The sequence below is a fragment of the Micromonospora sp. NPDC048040 genome (assembly GCF_055587185.1).
Genome location: NZ_JBVJGT010000003.1, coordinates 170427 through 194175, shown reverse-complemented (window position 1 = coordinate 194175; position 23749 = coordinate 170427). Strand labels below are relative to the sequence as shown.

The following is a 23749-nucleotide window of genomic DNA, read 5'->3' as shown; positions in this document are numbered from 1 at the left end:
ACGCCCGCCCGCCACGGCACGAGCCGGCCGGACGGGACCGCCCCGTCTCGCCCGCCGGCCACTCGGAGCCGGGCTGGCTGCCCGAGCCGGGCGAGGACCCGCGCCGGTCGCCGGCGTACCAGCGGCCGGAACCGGGCTACGACCGGGGGCCGGAGCCAGGTCACGACCGCCGGCCGGGCCCGGGCCACGACCGCCGGCCGGAACCCGGTCACGACGACCGGAGCGAACGCGGTCACGACGACCGGACACAGCGCGGCCACGACAACCGCTCCGAGCGCGACCACGACGACCGGACGCGACGCGACCACGACGGCCGTTCCGAGCACGGCCACGATCCGCGAGTCGGACCAGGGCAGGACCGCCGGCCGGAGACCGACGACGACCGCTGGACGGGCGACGGGGCCCGCCGGCCCCGGTACCAGTGGGATGCCCCCACCGAACACCGCCCCTCGAACGCGCCGCGGGACCGTTCCCCAGACGCGCGGTTGGGCGGTTCCTCGGACGAGCGGCGGGAGCACGCCGGCGACGGGCCGTGGGAGCACGCCGCGTCGGGGCAGTGGGAACGGCGCTCCGACGGGCGGGAGGAACGCGCCCCGGGCGGACGGGGCCGCGAGCCGGGCGTACCCGCCGACGGGTGGCAGCGCCCCGACCGGGTCGCGAGCGGGCAGCCGTACCGTGACGGGGAACGGCGCCAGCCGGAGCCGGACGGGCGGTGGCAGGCACGCGAGGCGGCGGCACGCGCCGAGGCGTACCCGGACCGGCGTCCGCGCGAGGCCGCCCGGCCGGAGGCGTACCGGCCTGACGCGTACCGGGAGCAGCGGGGGCACCCGCAGCAGGACGGGTTGCCCTGGCCGTCGTCCGGCCCGGCGCAGCCCGGTGTCGACCGGGACACACGCCACACCGCACCCCGCCCCGAACACCGGCGGCCGGCCGAGCCGGCCGAGCGTCCCCACCACCACGGGGGCCCGTACGAGGCCGCCGCCCCACCGGCCCGGCCCCGGTACGACGAACCGCGCCCGTACCCGCCGTCGCGGGTTCCCGCTGGCGGCGACCGCCCGGTGTCCGGCGCGCCGGTCTCGGTACCGCCGGTCTCCGGTCCGCCGGTCTCCGGCCCGCCGGTCTCCGGCCCGCCGGTCTCCGGCCCGCCGATTTCCGGCCCGCCGATCTCGGTGCCGCCTGCCGCCGGCCCGCCCGCCTCGGTACCGCCCGGCTCCGGCCCTCGGGGCTTCCTGACCCCGCGTGACGAGCTTGCGGACCCTGGCCGGCCGGTCTCCCCCGCGCCGTCCCGCGACATGCCGCCCACGGACCGAACCGGCCCGGTCGCGCCGTCCCGCGACCTGCCCGTGTCGCCCGCTGGTCCCGTCCCGCGCCCGGTCCCCGCTGCGGGTCCCCCCACCGGCCCGCCGTCACCGGCCGGTCCGGCCACCGCCCGCCCGGTGTCGCCGGCAGCCCGGGTGTCGCCGGCAAGCCCGGTGTCGCCAGCAGGCCCGGCAAGGGGTGACGCGGTACCGCCAGCAGGCCCGACCGCCGGCCGCCCCGTGCCACCCGCAGCTCCGGTCACCAGCCGGCCGGTGTCACCCGCGGGCCCGACCACCAGCCGACCGATCTCCCCGGCAGGCCCGCCCGCCAGCCGGCCGGTGTCGCCGGGGGGTCCGCTCGGCGAGCCACCGGCTGCTGGCTCTCGGCCCCCGCTGCCCGTCGAGGAGCAGTTCCAGTCGACCGGCCATGTGCCGCGACCTGCTCCCGAGGACGACGTCACGCCGGTCCCGGCGCCGCCCGCCGCCCGACTGCGGCTGGAGTTCCTGCCGGCACCGGGGGCCACGTCCAGCACCGGGTCCTCCGGCCCGGCCCCGGCGCGCCCCGAGCCGGTCCCGCCGCCTCACCCGTACTCGCCCACACCGCAGCAGGGCCTCGGTACCGAACTTCGCGGCGCCGAGCCCGTGATCGGCCCACCGGCCACCACGCCACCGGCCGACCGTCCGGCGAACGCCCACCCGGCCGGTCCGCGCCCCGCTTCCGAGGACAGGGGTGCGGCGACCACGCCAGCGGTTCCGTCGGAGACGCCAGCGGCCGCGATGCCGCTCGCAGCGGGCACGCCCAGGGTGTACGTTCCGCCGCCACCGAGCGATCCGCCGGCACCGGCGGCCCCGCCCCGACCACAGCCGGCCGCGCCGAGCGGCGCGGACGCCTGGTTCCGGCCCTCCAAGCCCATGACGCCTTCCGCAGAGACGGACGACGCCCGTCCCGCGGATGCGGACAACCCCCGCCCCACTGCCCCGGCCGACGCTTCCCCCAACGCCATGTCGACACCCCCGGTCGACGCGGCGGCCCCGAAGCCCGTCCAGGACGACCTCCCATCGCCCGAGCCCATCCACGACCACCTCGACGGGGCGGCTGGGACCGATCCGGTGACACCCGCACCGGCCTCGCCGGGGACCTCGTCGACGGCCGCCCCGTCGGTCACCTCGCCCGGGTCCTCGCCGCCGGCTACGCCGCCTGTCTCCGGTCCGCCTGCCGGAGCGGTATCCGTGCCGCCCACGGCGCCCGCCCCGACGACCCCTGCGGCGGGCGACCCGGCTCCCCCGAGTCACTCGGCCGCCACACGGTCGGAGCCGGCCGATCCCCACCTCGCCTCCGCACCGGCACGCCCTGTCTCCGGACCACCTGTCCCCCGCCCTGTCTCCATGCCTCCTGCCCCGCACGTGTCGGCATCACCCGCCGGGCCGGAGTCGGCGCCGCCCGCCCGGACGGAGGTCGTGTCCCCGGCCCCGCCAGAGTCGACACCGCCAACCCAGACGGGCTCGGCACCCCCGGCCCCGTCGGAGTCGACACCGCCAACCCAGACGGAATCAGCACCCCCGGCCCCGCCGGGGTCGACACCGCCTGCCGCGTCGGATCCGGTGCCACGGGAGCACGCCGCTCCTGCCCCGGTCACGCTTGACGGCCTTCAGACCGGCCAGTCCAGGCCCGAGAACCTGGCACAGACCGTGTCGGCGCCTGCCCCGGGCGCTTCTGCCCCGCCGTCCGCAACGGGCGTTGCCCCCCTGCGCACCCCCGCCGCGACCACGGCTGGGCCCACCGGTGGAACACCATGGCTGTCACCGAAGGGTTTTGACATCCATAGCGTTCCACTCGACGCGACCGATCCGCGCTCAGCGTCCGCGACGCCGCCGGATACGGCAGTGCGGGCAACCGCACCGCTGAGCGGCGCAACCGGAACGGTTCCTCCCGCGCGACCGGTCGACGCGTCCCCGAGCGACTTCGTCCCTGGAACGGCGGCTGTGAGCAGCGCGCCCGACGCCGTTCCATCGGCTGCGGTGCCGGCCTCGGCCACGCCGATTCCCGGGCCATCCGCCCGGCCCGTGTCCGCGCCCCCGGCGGGGCCCACTGCCTCGCCCACGGCGCGGCCCGTGTCCACGCCGCCCGCTGCGACCCCAGCACAGGCTGCTTCCGTGCCGCCCCTCGCGACCCCGACACAGGCCGCACCCGTGCCGCCCCTCGCGCCCCCGACACAGGCCGCACCCGTGCCGCCCCTCGCGGATACGGCGGCCGGGGGTGTCTTGCCGGCTCCGGCGGCCTTCCCCGCCCTGCCGGTGGACGGGCCCTTGCCCGCGCCACCCGGAGGGCACACCCCGGTGCCCGAAGACCACCAGGAGGACGGTTCCGCGTCCGTTGCCGCGCCGGCCGGCGCACCAGTCACCGCGCCGTTGGCACAGGCCCTGCCCACTCCGCCCGTCGCGCCCGTATCGGCCCCGCCGACCCGACCCGCCGCCGCAACCACCGGCAGCACGCCGATGCCGGCTCAGCCGGTCACCACGCCACCCTCCGAAACACCGGCAGCGTCACCAGGCGTCCCCGAGGTCGCGCTGCCGGGACAGGGGGTACCCGCGCCGCCAGCACCGCCTGCCGACGCGCCGCCGGCATCGCCCCTTCCCATGTCACCGGCGCAACCGGCATCCGCGCTGCCCGTCTCCGAGTCAGCCGCGCCGCCTGTCTCCGCGCCGCCGGCGCAACCGATGCCAGCGCCCACACCGCCGGCGCAACCGGTGCCAGCGTCACCCGCGCCGACCGTTGCCGAACCGCTGGCTCCTTCCGCCACCGAGCCGGTACCGCCCGATCCGGTAGCGCCAGCACAAGCCGGACCGCTGACGCCGGCCGTCACCGAGCCCGAATCACCCGTCTCGGTGCCGCCAGCTGCACAAGCCGAACCGCTGGCACCGGCTGTCGCCGTCCCGGCACCGCCCGCCCCGACACCGCCCATCTCGGCAGCTCCCGCCCCGACACCGCCCATCTCGGCAGCGCCCGCCCCGACACCGCCCATCTCGGCAGCGCCCGCCCCGACACCGCCCGTCTCGGCAGCGCCCGGGCAGCCGGTGTCGGCGCCGCCCGTCTCGGCGCCGTCGGCACAGCCGGCTTCCGCAGCGTCCGCGCCGGCCGTAGCGACGCCGGTCGGGCAGGGTCCGCCGACTGCCGGTGAACGGCACGAACGCGCCCAGGAACAGCGCAGCCCAGAACAACGCAGCCCCGAGCAGCGCGGCCCGGAATCGCGGGACGTCGACCGGACGAGTGCCGCGCAGGGCGACCCGGAGCAGGTGCTGGCGGCCTACCGCTGGCGGCTCGACCCGGAGACCCTGCGCGAGGTGGTGGAGGCGCCGGAGGAGTTCCGGACGATCCGCCGACGGCTCACCGAGAAGCTGGGCGCCGCCGTGGACAACCGGTCGCGCGCCCGGCTGCTGAGTTTGCGGGCGGTGGTCTCGCGGCTGCTCGGCGAACTGGACGACGCGCTCGCCGACGGTCGGCTCGCGCTCACGTACGCGGAGGCGACCGGGGAGTTGCGGCGTACGGCGGTCGCGCAGGCACGGCTGGCGCACGTGCTGCGCTGGCGGGGCGAGTTCGTGGAGGCCGACCGGCTCTTCGCCGAGGCCAATTCGACGGAACTGCCCGACCGGCTGCGCGCGGCGCTGCACGAGCACGCGGGGCGGTCGTGCTACGACCAGGGCCGGTTGATGGAGGCGTGCCACCACTTCGAGCGGGCTCTCGACCTGCGCGGCGACGGGGACCCCGAACTCCAGGCGCGGATCCGGCTCAGTCTGGACTCGGTGGCCCAGCGGGTGGCGGAGACGGGCTTCGGGCCGTACCCCCGGAGTCGGGACGAGGTGCTGGAGCGTGACCGGCCCCCGGTGCCGGCGCGCGACGGCGACCTGTGGGGTTTCGCCGACCCGGACGGCGACATGGCCATCGCGGCCGAGTACGCCGAGGCGCAGGCGTTCCGCGAGGGGCTGGCCTGGGTGCGGCGGCCGGAGACGGAGCGGTGGTCGCTGGTCGACCTCGCCGGCGCCACCGTGCTCGGGCCGTCCTACCCGGTGGTCCGCCCGTTCAGCGACGGGCTGGCCTGGGTGTCGGACGGCGCCTCCGGATGGGTGGCGATCGACGCCGTCGGCGAGGTGGTCGTGCCGCACGGCTTCGCGGACGTACGCCCGTTCCACCACGGCGTGGCGGTGGTCCGCCGGGAGGGCTGGGGGGCGGTCGACCGCAACGGCCGCATCGTGGTGCCCACCCGGTACCACGGGTTCGCCACGGTGCTGGCCGACGGCCGGTACGTCGACGGTTTCACCGACGAGGGGCTGGCCGTGGTGGACGTGGCCGGCCGGCGGGGCGTGGTGGACCGCACCGGGAAGGTGCTGGTCCCGCCCGCCCATCCGGCGCTGGTCATCCACCCCGTCGCGTTCCTGGTCGACGACGGCACCGGGCACTGGGGCGCGCTCGACCGGCGGGGCGAGCCGCTGATCGAGCCGGTGCACCGCGACCGCGACGAGGTCGTCGCCGAGATCGAGCGGCTGCTCGTCGACACCCACCCGGTGCTCTGAGCCGCGTCTCCGCCGGTCATGATCGGCGGGAGTAGGGTCGTGAGCATGGAATTCCGTCACCTGGGCCGTTCCGGCCTGATGGTCAGCGAGATCTCGTACGGCAACTGGATCACCCACGGCTCGCAGGTCGAGGAGGACGCGGCGTTCGCCTGCGTCCGGGCCGCCCTGGACGCCGGCATCACCACCTTCGATACGGCCGACGTGTACGCGGGCACCCGCGCCGAGGACGTGCTGGGCCGCGCGCTGGAGAACGAGCGGCGCGAGGGGCTGGAGATCTTCACCAAGGTGTTCTGGCCCACGGGGCCGGGCCGCAACGACCGGGGCCTGTCCCGCAAGCACATCATGGAGTCGATCGACGGCTCGCTGCGCCGGCTCCGCACCGACTACGTGGACCTCTACCAGGCCCACCGGTACGACTACAGCACCCCACTGGAGGAGACGATGGAGGCGTTCGCCGACGTCGTGCACTCCGGCAAGGCGCTCTACATCGGCGTCTCGGAGTGGAAGGCGTCGCAGATCCGCGAGGCCCACCAGCTCGCCCGGGAGCTGCGCATCCCGCTGGTCTCCAACCAGCCGCAGTACTCGATGCTCTGGCGGGTCATCGAGTCCGAGGTCGTCCCCACCAGCGAGGAGCTGGGCGTCGGGCAGATCGTGTGGTCGCCGATCGCGCAGGGCGTGCTCTCCGGCAAGTACCTGCCGGGTCAGCCGCCGCCGGCCGGCTCCCGCGCCACCGACGAGAAGTCGGGCGCGGGCTTCATCGCCAAGTTCATGACCGACGACGTGCTGACGCGGGTGCAGCGGCTCAAGCCGCTGGCCGAGCAGGCGGGCCTGAGCATGGCGCAGCTCGCCATCGCCTGGGTGCTGCAGAACCCGAACGTCTCCTCGGCGATCGTCGGCGCGTCCCGCCCCGAGCAGGTACACGACAACGTCAAGGCCGCCGGCGTGCAGCTCGACGCCGGCCTGCTCAAGGCGATCGACGAGATCATCGACCCGATCGTCGAGCGCGACCCGGCCCGGACCGAGTCCCCCGCCGAGCGTCCGTGACACCCCCGGCCCGGCCGGCCCCCACGGAGGGGACCGGCCGGGCCGGGCAGGGCAGCGCCGGGCCGACGAACGGGCTCGGCCGGGCGACGGCGGGCCGACGAACAGGCCGGGGCGACGGCGGGCCGACGAACGGGCCGGGGCGACGGCGGGCCGGGTGCGACGCGCCGGTCAGCTCTGCCAGAAGCGGATCAGGTCCAGGCCGAGCGCGTAGAGCCACGGCGGCAGGCCGAGGACGTCGCCCACGGCGAAGACCGCCCCGAAGAACCAGCCGCTGATCCGCGGGTTCCACAGCAGCGCGAACAGCAGGATGAAGCCGAACGGGGCGAACAGGTCGTACATCTTGCGCCACTGCGCGTTCAGCCACGGCTGGATCATGTTGCCGCCGTCGAGGCCGGGCACCGGGAGCAGGTTGAGCACGCTCGCGGTGAGCTGGAGGAACGCCAGCAGCGCCACGCCCGCCCAGAACTCGACCGGGCCGCCGCCGGCCGCGCCGAGGCGTACGGCGGCCACCAGCACCAGCGTGAACAGCACGTTGGTGGCCGGGCCCGCGAGGCTGACCAGCGTGTGCCGCAGCCGCCCCGGGATGGCGTGCCGGTCCACCCAGACCGCCCCGCCGGGCAGGCCGATGCCGCCGAGCAGCACCACCAGCACCGGCAGCCCGATCGACAGCAGCGGGTGGCTGTACTTCAGCGGGTTCAGCGTCAGGTAGCCCCGGTGGGCCACGCTGCGGTCGCCGGCCCGGAACGCGACGATCGCGTGGGCGTACTCGTGCAGGCAGAGCGACACCAACCAGCCGGACACGACGAAGAGGAACACGTCGAGCCGCACGTTGCCGAACCCGTGCCAGGTCAGCACGCCGCTCGTGGCGAAGAGCGCGACCAGGGCGAGGAAGACCGGGCTGGGCCGGAACGCCGCCCGGGGCACGCCGAGCACCAGCGGCTCGCCCCCCGGGCGGTCGCCGACCATCACTCCGCCGGGGGCAGCAGGCTCATCCGGTATTCCACCCGGTCGTCCTCGACGAGCGCGACCGAGGTGACGCCGGACGCCGCGAGCTCGCGCCAGGTCTGGCCGATCCAGGATTCGGCGTCCGCCTGACTGCCGAACGACTCCGCCGGCCCCTCGACCGACTCGCCGTTCGTGCCCTCGTACCGCCAGCTCCACGCCATGCCGCGTCTCCCCTCGCCGCTGATGTCCCGTGGGACGAACCCCCGCCAGCGTAGTCGGCCGCGCCCGTACGGGCGCGACGCTCCGCGGCCGGGGCTCCGACGGGCTGATCACCCGGCGGAGACGTGCCGGTACCGTGGCCCGGTGCTGACTCAAGGAGTGGTGCTGAGCGAGCGGTACCGGCTGGGCGAACGGGTGGCGACCGGCGGCATGGGCGCGGTCTGGCGGTGCACCGACGTCATGCTGGAGCGCGAGGTCGCGGTGAAGGTGCTGCTCCCGGCGCTGACCGCCGATCCCGAGTTCACCGCCCGGTTCCGGGCCGAGGCCCGAATGCTGGCGGCGCTGCGTCACCCGGGCGTGGTCGCCGTGCACGACGTCGGCCGGTCCACCCTCGCCGACGGCAGCCAGGCCGACTACCTGGTGATGGAGTACGTCGACAGCCAGCCGCTGAGCTCCTGGCTGCGGCGGGCGGGGCGGCTCGACCCGGCGTCCACGATGTCCGTGGTGGCGCAGGCCGCCGACGCGCTGCACACGGCCCATCTCGCCGGCATCGTGCACCGGGACGTGAAGCCCGGCAACCTGCTGGTGAAGTCCGACGGCCGGGTGGTGCTGGTGGACTTCGGCATCGCCCGCTCGGGCACCACGGCGGGCATCACCGCCGCCAACGTGATGCTCGGCACCGCCTCGTACATGTCCCCCGAGCAGGCCGCGAACCAGCCGGTCTCCCCGGCGACGGACATCTACGCGCTCGGCGCGGTGGCGTACGTCTGCCTGGCGGGGCAGCCGCCGTTCGACGGCGACAACCCGCTCCAGGTGGCGTTGCGCCACGTCCAGGAGGAGCCGCCGCCGCTGCCGCCCGGCACCCCGCCGCCGGTGGTCGCGCTGGTGGAGCGGGCGATGGCCAAGCGCCCCGGCGACCGGTACCCGGACGCGGCGGCGCTCGCCGACGCGGCGGCCGAGGCGCGGGACGCGACGCTGGCCGTCGTCCCGGCCACCGCCCGCCCGCCGTGGGCCGTCGCCGGGCCGGCTCCCGCCGCGCTCGCGTCCCTGCCCGGCGGGGGCACCGACCCGGGCGGCAGCTCTCTCCCCGGCGCGGGAACCGGCCCGGGCGGCACGGCCCTTCCCGGCGCGGGGACCGGCCCGGGCGGCAACTCCTGGCGTCACGCCGGGCCGGGCGCCCCCGCCGCGCCCGCGCCGCCCACCGCCGGGGCCGACGCGGGCCGCATACCCCCCATCGACCCGTTCGGCGCGCTGCCGCCCGCTCCAGCCGGGCACCGGCCGGTCGCGCCGGCTGCGGAGACCGGCTCCGGCGCGCCGCTACCGCCCGCCTTCGCCGGGCCCCCGCCGGCGCCGCCCGTGCCGGTGCCTGGCACCCCCGGCGGTACGCCGCCTCCCGGCCACCCGCCGTTCCCGCCCGCCGGCCCGCTGCCGTTCGGGGCCGGACCGTTCGGCCAGGCCAGTGCCCCGCCGGCCGGAGCCGGACCGCTCGGGCACGTGAGCGCCCCGCCGGCCGGGGCGGCCCCGTTCGGGCGCCCGGGTCATCCGGCGGCCGGAGGCGACACGTGGGGCGGGCTGCCGCCGACCCGGGAGGACCCGGTCGAAGCGCGGCCGTCGCGGCGGCGCAGGGCCGCGCTGGTCGGCGCGGCGGCCACCGTGTTCGTGGTGCTGGCCGGGGTGGTGGGGGCGACGGCCCTCTTCTCCGGCGGGGACCCGGCCGGTGGGGACACGCCAACGACGCTGACCGGCAAGTCCGTGGCGGCGGGGACTTCGGAGCCGGAGGGCGGCGACGGCACGGGGCAGTTCCAGGTCGAGCCGTCGTCGGGCGTCACCCGGTCGGCGGCCCCGTCGTCCGGGGCGCCCTCGTCGACGCCCGACCACTCCTCGGCCCCCACCACCGGCGGCGAGCCGACCGTCACCCCGTCGGGGCGGCCCAGCTCCGCCCCGACGACCAGCCAGTCGGCGAAGCCGAACCCGTACACGCCGGTCGAGGCGTGCGGCAGCGGGTACAAGGTGATCGACTCGGCCTCGCTGACCGCCTCGGGCGCCCGCAAGGGCCGGGTCTACCTGCTCTACCACGCGGGCACCGGCACCAACTGTGTGGTGACGATGAAGGAGTCGGCGGTGGGCACGGCCACGTCCGCCTCGGCGTGGCTGGAGGTGCAGGGGCGGGAACGCAGCACCGACAGCGGGTCGTTCTCCTACTACGCCGGGCCGGTGCGGGCGAAGGCCGCCGGGGTCTGCGTGAAGTGGGGCGGGTCGACCGGCGGGGCCAGCTACGGCAGCGGCTTCGAGCACTGCGGCTGAGCGGGCCCGCGGCGCCTCACCCGCCGTGGGCGGGCCCGCGGCGGCTGACCGCACCCGCCCGCCCGGCGCCGGCCGGGCCCGCCGGCCGCCGGCCGGGGCGCCGCCGGCCGCTCGCCCGCCGGGGCCGCCGGCTCCTCGCACCTCCGGGGGCCACGCCCCGGGGGCTGGCTCTAAAGTACGGGCATGTCGGTTGACGGGTGGAACACGGTCCTGGTGCTCGGCGGCATCCGGTCCGGGAAGTCGGAGTTCGCCGAGTCCCTGGTCGCCGAGGCGCCGACGGTCCGCTACGTGGCCACCGCCGCCGACGCGCCCGCCGACGACGCGGAGTGGGCGGCCCGGCTGGCGGCGCACCGCGCCCGCCGACCGGAGACCTGGACCACCGAGGAGACCGCGGACGACCCGCGCCGCCTGGCGGACGTGATCGCCGCCGCCGGCCCGAACGAGACGCTGCTCGTCGACGACCTCGGCGGCTGGGTGACGGTGCTGCTCGACCCGGCCCACCAACCGGCCGACGACACCGCCACCGTCGCCGAACTGGCGGCGGCGGTACGCGGCTGCGCGGCCCGGCTGGTGCTGGTCAGCCCCGAGGTCGGGCTCTCGCTGGTGCCGACCACCCCGCTCGGCCGGGCGTTCACCGACGCGCTCGGCGCGGCCAACCGGGCGGTCGCCGACGCCTGCGACGCGGTCGTGCTGGTGGTCGCCGGGCAGGCGGCCTGGCTGAAGCCCGGCGCCCCGCAGCCGGGCGTCGTGCCGGCCCAGGCCGGCCCGGCCCCGCTCACCGCGACGGGTGCGCCGGCCGCCGCCACGACCATCACCGGCGCGACGACCGAGCCGACCGCCACTGGCGCGGCGGGCGGGCCGGTGGGCGCCGCGGAGCCCGCTGCGGGGGTGCCCGCCCCCGCGTCGGCCGAGCCCGACGGCACCGCCTGGGCCGCACCGACCATGGCGCTGCCGGTGGTCGCCACCGGCCTGGTCATCCAGCCCGGGATGGAACTGCCCATGCCCGACGAGCACGCCGGCCCGCAGGCGATCGAGCGGCTCGCCACGCTGGACGTGCCCGGGGCGGGGCTGGGCGCCCTGGAGCGGGTGGTCGGGTTCGCCGCCGCCACCCAGGGCACCGCCACGCCGGCCCCGTGGGGCTCCGTACGGGTGCTGCTGCTGCACGGCGACCACCTCGGCGGCGCCGCCGCCGGCAGCGTGGACGGCGAGTCGGCGCGCCGGGCCCGGCAGGCCCGCGCCGGCAGGGGGGTGCTGGCCCGGCTGGCCGCCGAGAGCGGCGCCGACGTCCAGGTCGTGGAGACCCCCGCATCGGCACCGATGGAGGACGAGCCGGCGCTGACCGGCGAGCAGGTCGAGGCGGCCCTGCGGGAGGGCTGGCGGCTCGCCGAGGAGGCCGCCGACGCGGGCGTACACCTGCTGGTGCTGGGGGCGTGCGGCGCCGGCACCGAGGCCGCCGCGGCGGCGGTGCTGGCCGCGACGGCCGGCGCCGAGACGCCCGCGGTGCTCGGCCGCGTGGTCACCGGCTCGGGCGAGATCGACGACGCGGCCTGGATGCGGCGGTGCGCCGCCGTGCGGGACGCGCTGCACCGGACCCGGCGCTCGCCGCGCGGCGCCAAGGACGTGCTGGCCGAGCTGGGCGGCGGGGACGTCGCCGTGGCCACCGGCGTCCTGCTCGGCGCGACCGCCCGCCGGCTGCCGGTCATGCTCGACGGGCCGGTCGGCGTGGCCGCCGCCATGGTCAGCCGCGACCTGGCCGGGCAGGCCCGGCACTGGTGCCTGCTGGCCGACCACCGCGGGGATCCCGCCGTCCGGCTCGCCGCCGACGTGCTGGGCCTGACCCCGCTGCTCGACGTGCACCTCGATCTCGGCGAGGGCGCCAACGCGCTGGCCGCGCTGCCGCTGCTGCGATCGGTGCTGGCGCTGGCCGCCGCGCTGCCGGCCCGCCCGTCGCCCGGCGGCGGGGAGGACGGCGACGACGACGGGGACGGCGAGCGGGAGCCCGGTGTCGACACCGACGAGCCCGACTTCCGCGAGCCGGAGCCGGCCGGCCCCGGGCCGACCAGCACGGAGCCGGAGACGGAGCCGGTGGACCCGTCCGGCCGGCGTGCCGGCTGAGTCGCGGCTCGCCGACGGGGCGCGGCTGGCGCTGACCACCTTCACCACCCTGCCGGTGCGCGCCGGGCGCATCGACCGGCCGGTGGCGGGGACGGCGATGGCCCTCGCCCCGGTGGTCGGCGCGCTGCTCGGCGCCGTCCTGGCCGCGATCCTGCTGCTCCCGGGCGCGCTCGTGCCCCCGCTGGTCGCGGCGGCCGTGACCGTCGGCGCCGGCGCGCTGCTGACCCGCGGGCTGCACCTGGACGGGCTGGCCGACACCGTGGACGCCCTGGGGTCGTACCGGCGGGGGGCGGCCGCGCTGGAGATCATGAAGAAGCCGGACGTGGGCCCGTTCGGGGTGGTCGCGCTGGTGGTCGTGCTCCTGGTGCAGACGGCGGCCCTCGCGGAGCTGGCCGGCCGGTCGTGGCCGGCGGCGCTCGCGGCGGTGGTGGCGGCGACCGCCGCGGGCCGGCTCGGGGTGGCGGTGGCCTGCCGGCGCGGGGTGCCGGCGGCCCGCCCTGAGGGGCTCGGCGCGCTGGTCGCCGGTACCGTCGGGCCCGTCGCGCTGGTGAGCGGGACGGTCGCCGTCGCGCTGCCGGCCCTCGCGGCCGTGCCGGGCCGCCCGTGGCAGGGGCCGCTCGCCGTCGCCGCCGCCCTCGCCGTCGCGGTGGGGCTGCTGCGGCACGTGGTACGCCGGCTCGGCGGCGTCACGGGCGACGTGCTCGGCGCGACCGTGGAGGTGGTCACCACGCTGGTCTACCTGGGACTGGTGCTGTCCGGCTGAACGGGGCACGCTGCGGCGGGTAGCGTTCTCCCACGACAGCACCGGCGCGGCCATCCGGGGGACGACATGCTCATCACGGACGACTTCCTGCCCGTACCGGTCCCGGAGTCGCTGAGCGCGACCTATCTGGTGCCCATGACGGGGCTGCCGAAGGTGAGCACGAAGACGGCCGTGCAGCGGCTCAGCGGCCGGCTGGCCGAGCCGGTGCACGGGCTGGCCCGGCAGATGCTGGACAGCCCGCTGATGACCGTGGACACCCGCCCGATCGGCGAGTTCCCCGCGCTGCCGCCGGACCTGCTCACCGCGTTCGGCGCCACGGAGGCGCAGCTGGCCCGGCTGGCCGCCGCGAGCCACCTGGTGGTGGTGCAGGCCGAGTACCGCCCCGGCTGGCCGCCGGCCCACGAGTGGGCGGCGCGGGCGGTGGCAGCGGCCGTCGCCGAAACCGTTGACGGCGACGTGGTGGACGTCTTCGGCCTGCAGTTCCTCGACCCGGCGACGGCGCTGCGCTCGCTGCCCGACGAGCAGGGGCGCATCCGGCTGGTCGACTGGGTGCTGGTGCCCTACTCCTCGGACGCCGAGGGCCTCTGGTTCACCACGAAGGGGCTGCGTCGCTTCGGGCTGCTGGAGCTGCAGACCCAGGGCGTGCCGGACCACCTGACCCGGGCGTGGGGCGCGGTGATGACCGGCGCGGCGCGGCGGCTGCTGCGGGACTGGACCGACGGGCTCTCCGGCGAGGAGGTGCCCGCGTTCGTGCAACTGCCGGTGCTGGCCACGGTGACGGGGCACGACATCGCGGTGGCGTACGGCAATCCGGAGCAGCACGGGGCGACGGCGCCGGTGCTGCTGCGGCTGGAGCTGGATCCGGCCACCGACCCGGACGCCGACTCGTTCCTCAGCCTGCGTCCGCCGCCCGGGCACCCGGGGCCGGACGGCCGCTACTACGCCGCCGCCTGCGCGACCCTCTTCGCCGGCATCCAGCCAGACGTGCGCTACGCCCGCCCGGGCGACGCGATGAGCAGGGCGATCGCCACCGCGCGCGCCGGGCTGGGCGCCGTCCGGGCCCGGTTCCTCGCCGGCCAGCTCCCGCCGGAGACGCAGCTCGTGGTGAAGTACGGGCTGCCGGGCGACGACGGCCCGGAGTACGTCTGGGCCGGGGTGACGTCGTGGGACGCGGCGGAACGGATCGTCGGCGCGAGCGCCAGCGACGCCAACACCGACCCCACCGTGCGCATCGGCTCCCCCGTCGTGGTGGAGGCGGCGGACGTGGTCGACTGGGCGGTGCTCGACGGCACCGGCGTCATCGAGGGCGGCTGGACCCAGGCCGTCCTGGACGCCGGCGAGCGCCCCCCGCCCCCGGTCTGACCACGCCAGGCCTCCCGTTGATCATGAAGTTGCCGCCGGGACACACCGGCCCGGCGGCAGCAACTTCATGATCAACAGGTCGCGGTCACTTCACCGAGGGGGTGACGAACGGGGGGCGGGTGACGCGCATCTGGGCGCGGCGACCGCGGATGTCGACCTCCACCAGGTCGCCGTCGGCGAGGTTCGCGGCGGTGTCCAGCAGCGCCAGGGCGATGCCCTGCTTCTTCGTCGGGGAGAACGTGCCGCTGGTGATCGTGCCGACCTGCCCGTCGCCGACGAACACCGCCATGCCGGGGCGCGGGATCGCCCGGTCGACGGCCGCCAGGCCGCGCAGCGTACGCCTCGGGCCGGCGGCCTTCTCGGCGAGCAGCGCGTCGCGGCCCCAGAAGGCCGCCTTGTCCCAGCCGACCGCCCAGCCGGAGCGGGCCTGCACCGGGGTGATCTCCGGCGACAGGTCCTGCCCGTGCAGCGGGTACCCCATCTCGGTGCGCAGGGTGTCCCGGGCGGCCAGCCCGCAGGCGCGCAGCTCGAAGGGCTCCCCGGCGGCGAAGAGCGCGTCCCAGACCGCGACGGCGTGCTCCGCCGGCGCCACCAGCTCGAAGCCCAGCTCGCCGGTGTAGCCGGTGCGGCACACGGTCAGCTCGACCGGCCCGGACGCCACGTCCAGGGTCGCGGTGGAGAAGCTCATGTAGCCGTGGTCGGTCGGCAGGCCCAGCGCGCCGAGCAGCTCCGCCGAGCGCGGCCCCTGCACGGCGAGGACGGCGTACGCCTCGTGCTCGTCGGTGACCGTGACCGACGCGGGCGCGGCGGCGCGGAGCCGGCGCACCACCTCGGCGGTGTTCGCCGCGTTCGGGATGAGGAAGACGTGGTCGTCGGCGTGCAGGTAGGCGATGATGTCGTCCACCACGCCGCCGGTGGCGTCGTCGCAGCACAGCGTGTACTGCGCCTGGCCCGGCCCGATGCGGCGGAGGTCGTTGCTCAGGCAGGCGTTGACGAACTCCGCCGCGCCCGGCCCGGTCACCCGCGCCTTGCCGAGGTGGGAGACGTCGAAGACGCCGACCCCGTCCCGCACCGCGGTGTGCTCCTTGAGCACGCCGCCTCCGGCGTACTCCAGCGGCATCTCCCAGCCGCCGAACGGGGCGAACTTGGCGCCCGCAGCGGTGTGCCGCTCGTGCAGGGGGGAACGGCGCAGCCGGGTCGCGGCGGCGTCGGAGGTCACGTCGGTCATGGGTGGGAACTTACCGGGGTCTGAACGGCTGGTTAGCATCGGCGGGACCCGCCGGAGCCGTCGGCGGGACAGCCCCGACCTCCGACGGGTACGTTCCGCCGGAGACCTTCATCGCCGGTACGCCACGACGCGACCGGCCCGGCCCGCCCGGAGTAGCTTCAGTGACATCGCCCAGCACCACCCTGAGCCTGGTCGACACCGACCCCGCCGAGCTTGCCGTCGACGCGATCGTGATCGGCGTGCACAGCCAGACCGGAGAGCAGGACGCCACCAGCGGCCCCGCCGGGACCCTGCTGCTGGCCAGCGGCGCGGAGAGCATCGCCGCCGCCTTCGACGGCAAGCTGACCGAGACGCTGGCCCTGTTGGGCGCGACCGGCGGCCCCGGCGAGGTGATCAAGCTGGCCACGCTGGGCACCGTGACGGCCCCGGTGGTCGCGGCGGTCGGGCTCGGCCCGGAGCCGACCGGCGCCGCCCCGGCCCCGGAGACCCTGCGCCGGGCGGCCGGCGCGGCCGTCCGGGCGCTCGCCGGCGCGCCGCGGGTGGCGCTGGCCCTGCCGCTGCCGGACGACGCCGACGCGCCGGCCGCGCTGCGGGCCGTGGCGGAGGGGGCGCTGCTCGGCGGGTACCGGTTCGCCGGCTACAAGACCCGGCCGCAGCCGGCCCGGCGGGAGCCGGTGGCCGAGGTGCTGGTGGCCGTCCCGGACGCCGGTGACGCCGGCGCCCAGGCCGAGATCGCCCGCGCCCAGGCGGTCGGCGGCGCGGTCCGGCGCAGCCGGGACTGGGTCAACACCGCCCCCAACGAGCTGCGCCCGCCGTCCTTCGCCGACTCGGTGGCGGACGCCGCCCGCGAGGCCGGCCTCGAGGTCGAGGTCCTCGACGAGGCCGCGCTGGCCGCCGGCGGCTACGGCGGCATCATCGCCGTCGGGCAGGGCTCGGAGGCCCCGCCGCGCCTGGTGAAGCTGAGCTACACGCCGGCCGGCGGCGGCAACGGCAAGCGGGTCGCGCTGGTCGGCAAGGGCATCACCTTCGACACCGGCGGCATCTCGATCAAGCCGGCGCAGGGCATGTGGGAGATGAAGTCCGACATGGCGGGCGCCGCCGCGGTCGGCGCCACCATGCTGGCGATCGCCGCGCTCAAGCCGTCGGTGGCGGTGACCGCGTACCTGCCGATGGCGGAGAACATGCCGTCCGGGCGGTCGTACCGGCCGGGTGACGTGATCAGCATGTACAACGGCAAGAAGGTCGAGGTGCTCAACACCGACGCCGAGGGCCGGATGATCCTGGCCGACGCCATGTCGCGGGCCTGCGAGGACGGCTGCGACTACCTCTTCGAGACCTCCACCCTGACCGGCGGGCAGGTCATCGCGCTGGGCAAGAAGATCGCCGGTGTGATGGGCAGCCCGGAGCTGTGCGAGCGGGTCAGGGTCGCCGGCGACGCCGTCGGCGAGCCGGCCTGGCCGATGCCGCTGCCGGACGACGTGCGCAAGGGCATGGACTCCGACGTGGCCGACATCTCGCAGGTCAACGCCGGCATGGACCGGGCCGGTCACATGCTCCAGGGCGGGGTGTTCCTGCGCGAGTTCGTCACCGAGGACGTGGCCTGGGCGCACATCGACATCGCCGGGCCGGGCTACCACTCGGGCGAGCCGACCGGCTACTGGACCAAGGGCGGCACCGGCGTCCCGGTCCGCACGCTCGTCCAGCTCGTCGAGGACGTCGCCGCCAACGGCTGAGGTGTATGTAAGGAGGGGCCCCTCGTGACGAGGGGCCCCTCCTTCGTTCCACGTGGCGGCGCGGCCGCCGGGTCAGAACAGCTCGGGGCGGCGCTTGCGGCGCTCGTTGTAGTCCCGCATCCGCTGCGGGTAGCCCATCAGCCGGACGTCGTAGACGGGGATGCCCATCCGGTACGCGAAGCGGCGGGCGCCCTCCGGGCCGTCGACGCGGCGGCGGGTCCACTCGCCGTCGTCGGCGATCAGCATGACGGTGGTCTCGGTCACGGTCGTGCGGGGCTCGATGTACGCCTCGACCCCGCGCCGACTCCGGACGAAGTTCTCCAGATGGTCCAGATCGGCGCGGTCGGGGGCGCGGTCCAGGCTCACGGCGCGCGCCTTCTTGCGTCGTCGGAACAGTCCCACCGGCCGTCTCCCCCAGGCTCCGTCATCGAAGGCAGTGCCCAGCGTACGTGTCTCGGACGTGTCGTTGGGCACCTCACTACGCGGCCTGTGTCCGGTGGTGACAAGATGACCGAGGTGGGGTGTGTCCGTGGCCCCCCGCCGTGACCCCCCGAAGCAGTGACGCGACCTGGGAGTTGGACGTGAGCGAGCCGAATGACGCAACCTTCGACATCGTCATCCTCGGAGGTGGCAGCGGCGGCTACGCGACCGCCCTGCGCGCCGTCCAGCTGGGCCTGACGGTCGCGCTGGTCGAGAAGGGCAAGCTCGGCGGGACCTGCCTGCACAACGGCTGCATCCCGACCAAGGCGCTGCTGCACGCCGCCGAGATCGCCGACCAGACCCGCGAGTCGGAGCAGTTCGGCGTGAAGGCCGAGCTGGTCGGGATCGACATGGCCGCGGTCAACTCGTACAAGGACGGCGTGGTCTCCCGCCTGTACAAGGGCCTGCAGGGCATGCTCAAGGGCAACAAGGCGATCACCATCGTCGAGGGCCACGGCAAGCTGGTCGGCAGCAACGTCGTCGAGGTCGACGGCAAGCGCTACACCGGCCGCAACGTCGTGCTGGCCTCCGGCTCGTACGCGAAGAGCCTGCCGGGCCTGGAGGTCGACGGCGAGCGGGTCATCACGAGCGACCACGCGCTGGTCCTGGACCGGGTGCCGTCCTCCGCGATCGTGCTCGGCGGCGGCGTGATCGGCGTCGAGTTCGCCAGCGTCTGGAAGTCCTTCGGGGTGGACGTCACGATCATCGAGGCGCTCCCCCGGCTGGTCGCCGCCGAGGACGAGGAGTCGTCGAAGGCGCTGGAGCGGGCCTTCCGCAAGCGGAAGATCAACTTCAAGGTCGGCAAGCCGTTCGAGAAGGTCGAGAAGACCGACAGCGGCGTCAAGGTGACCATCGCCGGTGGCGAGACCGTCGAGGCGGAGCTGCTGCTGGTCGCCGTCGGCCGTGGCCCGAACACGGCCGGCCTCGGCTACGAGGAGCAGGGCGTCAAGATGGACCGCGGCTACGTGCTGACCGACGAGCGGCTGCGCACCAGCGTGCCGAACGTCTACGCGGTCGGCGACATCGTGCCCGGCCTCCAGCTCGCCCACCGTGGCTTCCAGCAGGGCATCTTCGTCGCCGAGGAGATCGCCGGCCAGAACCCGGCCGTGATCGACGAGGCCGGCATCCCGCGGGTCACCTACTCCGACCCGGAGCTGGCGTCGGTCGGCCTGACCGAGGCGAAGGCCAAGGAGCAGTACGGCGCCGACAAGGTGAAGAGCTACAACTACAACCTGGGCGGCAACGGCAAGAGCCAGATCCTCAAGACGGCCGGCTTCGTCAAGCTCGTCCGGGTGGAGGACGGCCCCGTCGTCGGCGTGCACATGGTCGGCGCCCGGGTCGGCGAGATGGTCGGCGAGGCGCAGCTCATCTACAACTGGGAGGCGTACCCGGCCGAGGTGGCGCAGCTCGTGCACGCCCACCCGACGCAGAACGAGGCCCTGGGCGAGGCGCACCTGGCGCTCGCCGGCAAGCCGCTGCACGCACACGCCTGACCACGACAACCGCGGCGTCCGGCGACGGGCGATGATCCCACCAGGGGAATGAAGGAGTCTTAGAAGATGCCGGTATCGGTCACCATGCCCCGGCTCGGCGAGAGCGTCACCGAGGGCACCGTCACGCGCTGGCTCAAGCAGGAGGGCGACACCGTCGAGGTCGACGAGCCCCTGCTCGAGGTGTCGACCGACAAGGTCGACACCGAGATCCCGTCCCCGGCGGCGGGCGTGCTGAGCCGGATCGTGGTCGGCGAGGACGAGACCGCCGAGGTCGGCAGCGAGCTGGCCGTGATCGCCGGTGAGGGCGAGGCCGCCGGCGGCGAGGCCGCCCCGCAGCAGGAGGAGCCGGCCGAGGAGGCCGCCGAGGCCGCCGCGGAGCCGCAGGCCGAGGCGGAGCAGCCGGCCGTCGAGGAGCCGCGGGCGCAGGCCGCCCCGGCGCCGTCGGGCGAGGGCACCCCGGTCAAGATGCCGGCTCTCGGCGAGAGCGTCACCGAGGGTACGGTCACCCGCTGGCTCAAGCAGGTCGGCGAGACCGTCGAGGTGGACGAGCCGCTGCTGGAGGTCTCCACCGACAAGGTCGACACCGAGATCCCGTCGCCGGTCGCCGGCACCGTCCTGGAGATCAAGGTCGCCGAGGACGAGACCGCCGCGGTCGGCGCGGACCTGGCCGTGATCGGTGCCGCCGGCGCGGCCCCGGCGGAGGCCAAGCCCGAGCCGAAGCCGGAGCCCAAGGCAGAGGCCAAGCCGGAGCCGAAGCCGGAGCCCAAGGTCGAGGAGCCGACCCCGGGCCTGTCGTACAACGAGCCGGCGGCGGAGGCCGAGGTCTCGGCGCGGCCGGCGCAGGCCGAGCAGAAGGCGGTGCCGGCGGCCCCGGCCCCGCAGCGCCCGTCGGCGCCCGTCCAGGGCGGCGAGGAGGCGGCCGGCTACGTGACCCCGCTGGTGCGCAAGCTCGCCAGCGAGCACGGCGTCGACCTGGCCTCGGTCAACGGCACCGGCGTCGGCGGTCGGATCCGTAAGCAGGACGTGCTGGACGCGGCGGAGAAGGCCAAGGCGGCCAAGGCCGCGCCGGCCCCGGCGCCGCAGCCCGCCGCCGCGGCGGCCCCGGCCAAGCCGGCCGCCAGGCCGCAGCCGAGCGCGAAGCGCGGCACCACCGAGAAGCTGCCCCGGATCCGCGCCACCATCGCCAAGCGGATGCAGCAGTCGCTGCACGAGATGGCGCAGCTCACCACCGTGGTCGAGGTGGACGTCACCAGGATCGCCAAGCTGCGGGCCCGCGCCAAGGACGCGTTCCAGCAGCGGCACGGCGTGAAGCTGTCGTTCCTGCCGTTCTTCGCCTTGGCGGCCGTGGAGGCGTTGCAGACCTACCCGATCGTCAACGCCAGCATGGACCTGGAGGCGGGCACGATCACCTACCCCGACGCCGAGCACCTCGGCATCGCGGTGGACACGGAGCGCGGCCTGATGGTCCCGGTCATCCACGGCGCCGGCGACCTGAACCTGGGCGGCATCGCCAAGCGGATCGCCGACCTGGCCGAGCGCACCCGCACCAACAAGATCAGCCCGGACGAGATCGCGGGCGCGACCTTCACGCTGACCAACACCGGCAGCCGGGGCGCGCTGTTCGACACCCCGATCGTGCCGTCGCCGCAGTCGGCGATGCTCGGCACGGGTGCCGTGGTCAAGCGCCCGGTCGTGGTCAACGACCCGGAGCTGGGCGAGGTGGTCGCCGTCCGGTCGATGGTCTACCTGGCCCTGTCGTACGACCACCGGCTGATCGACGGCGCGGACGCCGCCCGCTTCCTGGTCGCGGTCAAGGAGCGGCTGGAGGCCGGCAGCTTCGAGGCCGAGCTGGGGCTGTAGTCCCGCACGACGCACAGAGGGCGCCCCGGTCACGGACCGGGGCGCCCTCGTCGTTGTCGACCCGCTCCACCGTCGGCCTGATCCTGGCCGCGCTGTCCCTCGCACCTGCACGCCGCCGCCCCGCCAGCCCACCCGCTCCCGACGCGCCGCCCGCCCTGCCGATCCGGGAGCCGCCCTGCCGGTCCCAGGGCCGGCCCTGGCCCGATTCCGGCGCGGCGCGGCCGGGGCGCTGCAAGAGTGGGTTGGTGGGCGGCTTCCGGTGGCGCGAGCGGTTGGGACCCGCCGTCTCGATCGCCCCCGGCGCCCGGGTCGACCGCTTCGAGGTCTTCTTCGACCTGGTCTTCGTCTTCTCGTTCTTCATCATCACCCGGACGACCGCCGCCAACATCTCCGGCCGTCAGCTGCTGCACGCCCTGCTGGTGCTCGCCGTGCTCTGGTGGTGCTGGGTGGTGCACTGCGTGGTGGCCACCCGGGTCCGGCTGGGCGAGGGCTTCGTGCCGGTGCTGATGGTCGTCGGCATGGCCGCGCTGTTCTGCTTCGCGCTGTCCCTGCCGCAGGCGTTCGGCGACACGGAGGACGTGGCCGCCGGGCCGATGGTGGTCGCGTTGAGCTACGTGGTGATCCGCGGCGTGCACCTGTTGCTGTACTGGCACATCGCGCGGGAGAGGCCCGGCGAGCGCCGGCTGCTGCTGAAGTACTCCCCCGAGCTGACGATCAGCACCCTGCTGCTCACGGCAGCCGCGCTGATCCCGCCGCAGATCGACGACCCGGGCCGGGCCGTACTGGTGCGGGACGGGCTCTGGATCAGCGTCGTCCTGCTCCAGTACGGCATGGGCCTGGTGGCCGGCGCCTGGGGCTGGACGGTGACCTCCGCCGAGCACTGGACCGAGCGGTACGACCTCATCCTGATCATCGCGCTGGGCGAGTCGGTCATCTCGGTCGGCGTCGGCAGCAACCTGCTCGGCCAGCCCCCGACCTGGCCCGCGGTGGCGGCGGCGGTGCTCGGCATATTCTTCACCGCCGCGCTGTGGTGGGCGCACTACGACGTGGTCGGCCCGGCCGCCCGGATCGCCCTGCACACGGCCGAGGGCCGGAGCCGGGTGGCGATGGCCCGGGACGCGTACGCCTATCTCCACCTTCCGATGATCGCCGGGATCATCCTGTTCGCCCTCGGCGCGGAGGAGGTCGTGCGCGACATCGCCGACCCCCATGTGCCGTACGCCGAGCCGACGCACGGGCCGGGCGTCCCGCTGCTGTTCGGCGGGGTGATCTGCTATCTCGCCTCGAACATGCTGTTCCAGGCGCGCACCCTGCACACCGTCTACTGGACCAGGGTCGGCGCGGTGCTGCTGCTCGCCGCCGCCATCCCGGTGGGCCTGATGCTGCCGGGGCTGGCCACCCTCGCCCTGCTCACCACCATCTGCGTCGGGCTGGTGGGGGTGGAGGTGGTGGTCAAGGCGAAGGACCGCCGCGCGCTGCGCGAGAGGGTCTTCGAGGAGAAGACCAGCCACGAGGCGTACGAGGCCGCCTGGCGCGCCCGCTGGCGCGAGCCCACCCGCGAGGAGCCGTCAACCTGACACCGCAAGGAATCCTGCCGGTCGTAGCACTTCGTAGCACACCGACCTAGAATTGCTCCGTGGCAGAGCACGCTCATCGGGAGATCACGCAACGAGAGCTGCGCAACGAATCGGGCGCGATCATGCGTAACGTCGAGCGTGGCGAATCCTTCGTCATCACACGAAACGGCACGCCGATCGGAAAGCTCATCCCGCTGCGCCGTCGCACCTTCGTGCCGCGGGCCGAGGTGCTCGCGGCCTTCGCCACGGCCCCTGTGCTCGACGCCGAGGCCTTCCGCGCAGACATCGACTCGTCGGTGGAGCAGGACCCGTTCAGCCGTGAGTGGTGAGCCGCCGGTTCGTGGCCTGGTCGACACGAACATCGTGATCCACCTCAGCGCCCTGGGTCCCGAGGAACTGCCGGACGAGATGGTCATCAGTGCAGTGACACTCGCGGAACTGTCCGCAGGCCCGCACCACACCGACGACCGCGCCGAGCGGGCCCGACGGACCAGCGTTCTGCAACACGCCGAGGCCATGTTCGAGCCGTTACCCTTCGACGCCGAGGCGGCGCGGGCCTTCGGCATGATCACCAGTGCGGTGCTGGCGACCGGGCGCACCACCCGCCGTCGGCTGGCGGACCTGATGATCGCTTCCATCGCGTACGCGAACGGCCTGTCGCTCTACACCACCAACCCGAGCGACTTCGTGGGGCTGGAGGAGCTGGTCAGGATCATGCCCGTCCGGCGTCCCTGAACGGTTTCGTCGCACCCGCCCTCA

Annotated in this window: 15 protein-coding genes and 1 pseudogene; 12 read left to right on the top strand and 4 right to left on the bottom strand. The window is 75.6% G+C overall.

The window, feature by feature from the left end:
* Positions 1-4571: 4571 nt before the first annotated feature.
* Both ACZ6O2_RS05420 and ACZ6O2_RS05415 read left to right on the top strand, forming a co-directional pair.
* Positions 4572-5867, top strand: a pseudogene (locus ACZ6O2_RS05420) (WG repeat-containing protein); the annotation flags it as partial.
* Positions 5868-5912: 45 nt separating this feature from the next.
* Positions 5913-6911, top strand: coding sequence for an aldo/keto reductase family protein (locus ACZ6O2_RS05415; protein WP_350707908.1), 999 nt, complete (start codon positions 5913-5915; stop codon positions 6909-6911).
* A gap of 168 nt (positions 6912-7079) precedes the next feature.
* Here the strand turns inward: ACZ6O2_RS05415 and ACZ6O2_RS05410 are convergent, their stop codons facing one another.
* On the bottom strand, positions 7080-7877 hold the full coding sequence (locus tag ACZ6O2_RS05410; protein ID WP_466022099.1) for a site-2 protease family protein: 798 nt from the start codon (positions 7875-7877) through the stop codon (positions 7080-7082).
* Positions 7877-8077: a hypothetical protein gene (locus ACZ6O2_RS05405; RefSeq protein WP_350707905.1), complete on the bottom strand. Its 201-nt coding sequence runs from the start codon at positions 8075-8077 to the stop codon at positions 7877-7879. Before ACZ6O2_RS05405 ends, ACZ6O2_RS05410 begins: the two co-directional genes overlap by 1 nt.
* Before the next feature lie 142 nt (positions 8078-8219).
* Here ACZ6O2_RS05405 and ACZ6O2_RS05400 point away from each other — a divergent pair, with 142 nt between their 5' ends.
* From ACZ6O2_RS05400 to ACZ6O2_RS05385, 4 genes are all read left to right on the top strand, one after another.
* A complete protein-coding gene (locus tag ACZ6O2_RS05400; protein WP_466022098.1) occupies positions 8220-10379 on the top strand; it encodes a serine/threonine-protein kinase in 2160 nt (719 codons plus the stop codon).
* Between the two features lie 183 nt (positions 10380-10562).
* Positions 10563-12494 carry a bifunctional adenosylcobinamide kinase/adenosylcobinamide-phosphate guanylyltransferase gene (locus tag ACZ6O2_RS05395; RefSeq protein WP_466022097.1) on the top strand — a complete coding sequence of 644 codons (1932 nt, stop codon included), beginning with the start codon at positions 10563-10565 and terminating at the stop codon, positions 12492-12494.
* The gene (cobS, locus tag ACZ6O2_RS05390; RefSeq protein ID WP_466022096.1) at positions 12484-13257 is read left to right on the top strand and encodes an adenosylcobinamide-GDP ribazoletransferase; all 774 of its coding nucleotides are present in this window, start codon (positions 12484-12486) and stop codon (positions 13255-13257) included. The genes ACZ6O2_RS05395 and cobS overlap by 11 nt, the downstream gene beginning before the upstream one ends.
* 66 nt (positions 13258-13323) lie before the next feature.
* A complete protein-coding gene (locus ACZ6O2_RS05385; RefSeq protein WP_350707900.1) occupies positions 13324-14619 on the top strand; it encodes a DUF2314 domain-containing protein in 1296 nt (431 codons plus the stop codon).
* 85 nt (positions 14620-14704) lie between these two features.
* Here the strand turns inward: ACZ6O2_RS05385 and gcvT are convergent, their stop codons facing one another.
* On the bottom strand, positions 14705-15847 hold the full coding sequence (gene gcvT / locus ACZ6O2_RS05380) for a glycine cleavage system aminomethyltransferase GcvT (RefSeq protein WP_466022095.1): 1143 nt from the start codon (positions 15845-15847) through the stop codon (positions 14705-14707).
* 161 nt (positions 15848-16008) lie between these two features.
* Between gcvT and ACZ6O2_RS05375 the strand changes: the two genes are divergently transcribed.
* Entirely contained in the window at positions 16009-17580 is a 1572-nt protein-coding gene (locus ACZ6O2_RS05375; RefSeq protein WP_466022094.1) for a leucyl aminopeptidase, read from the top strand.
* Between the two features lie 72 nt (positions 17581-17652).
* Here the strand turns inward: ACZ6O2_RS05375 and ACZ6O2_RS05370 are convergent, their stop codons facing one another.
* The gene (locus ACZ6O2_RS05370) at positions 17653-17982 is read right to left on the bottom strand and encodes a hypothetical protein (RefSeq protein WP_466022093.1); all 330 of its coding nucleotides are present in this window, start codon (positions 17980-17982) and stop codon (positions 17653-17655) included.
* 140 nt (positions 17983-18122) lie between these two features.
* Between ACZ6O2_RS05370 and lpdA the strand changes: the two genes are divergently transcribed.
* From lpdA to ACZ6O2_RS05345, 5 genes are all read left to right on the top strand, one after another.
* Positions 18123-19553 carry a dihydrolipoyl dehydrogenase gene (gene lpdA / locus ACZ6O2_RS05365; RefSeq protein ID WP_350707894.1) on the top strand — a complete coding sequence of 477 codons (1431 nt, stop codon included), beginning with the start codon at positions 18123-18125 and terminating at the stop codon, positions 19551-19553.
* Positions 19554-19619: 66 nt separating this feature from the next.
* Positions 19620-21413 (top strand): 2-oxoglutarate dehydrogenase, E2 component, dihydrolipoamide succinyltransferase, encoded by a 1794-nt coding sequence (sucB, locus tag ACZ6O2_RS05360; protein WP_466022092.1) that lies wholly within the window; start codon positions 19620-19622, stop codon positions 21411-21413.
* A gap of 245 nt (positions 21414-21658) precedes the next feature.
* Positions 21659-22990 (top strand): low temperature requirement protein A, encoded by a 1332-nt coding sequence (locus ACZ6O2_RS05355; RefSeq protein ID WP_350708032.1) that lies wholly within the window; start codon positions 21659-21661, stop codon positions 22988-22990.
* A gap of 59 nt (positions 22991-23049) precedes the next feature.
* Entirely contained in the window at positions 23050-23319 is a 270-nt protein-coding gene (locus tag ACZ6O2_RS05350; RefSeq protein WP_357451152.1) for a type II toxin-antitoxin system Phd/YefM family antitoxin, read from the top strand.
* Positions 23309-23725 carry a PIN domain-containing protein gene (locus ACZ6O2_RS05345; RefSeq protein WP_466022091.1) on the top strand — a complete coding sequence of 139 codons (417 nt, stop codon included), beginning with the start codon at positions 23309-23311 and terminating at the stop codon, positions 23723-23725. Before ACZ6O2_RS05350 ends, ACZ6O2_RS05345 begins: the two co-directional genes overlap by 11 nt.
* Positions 23726-23749: the final 24 nt, after the last annotated feature.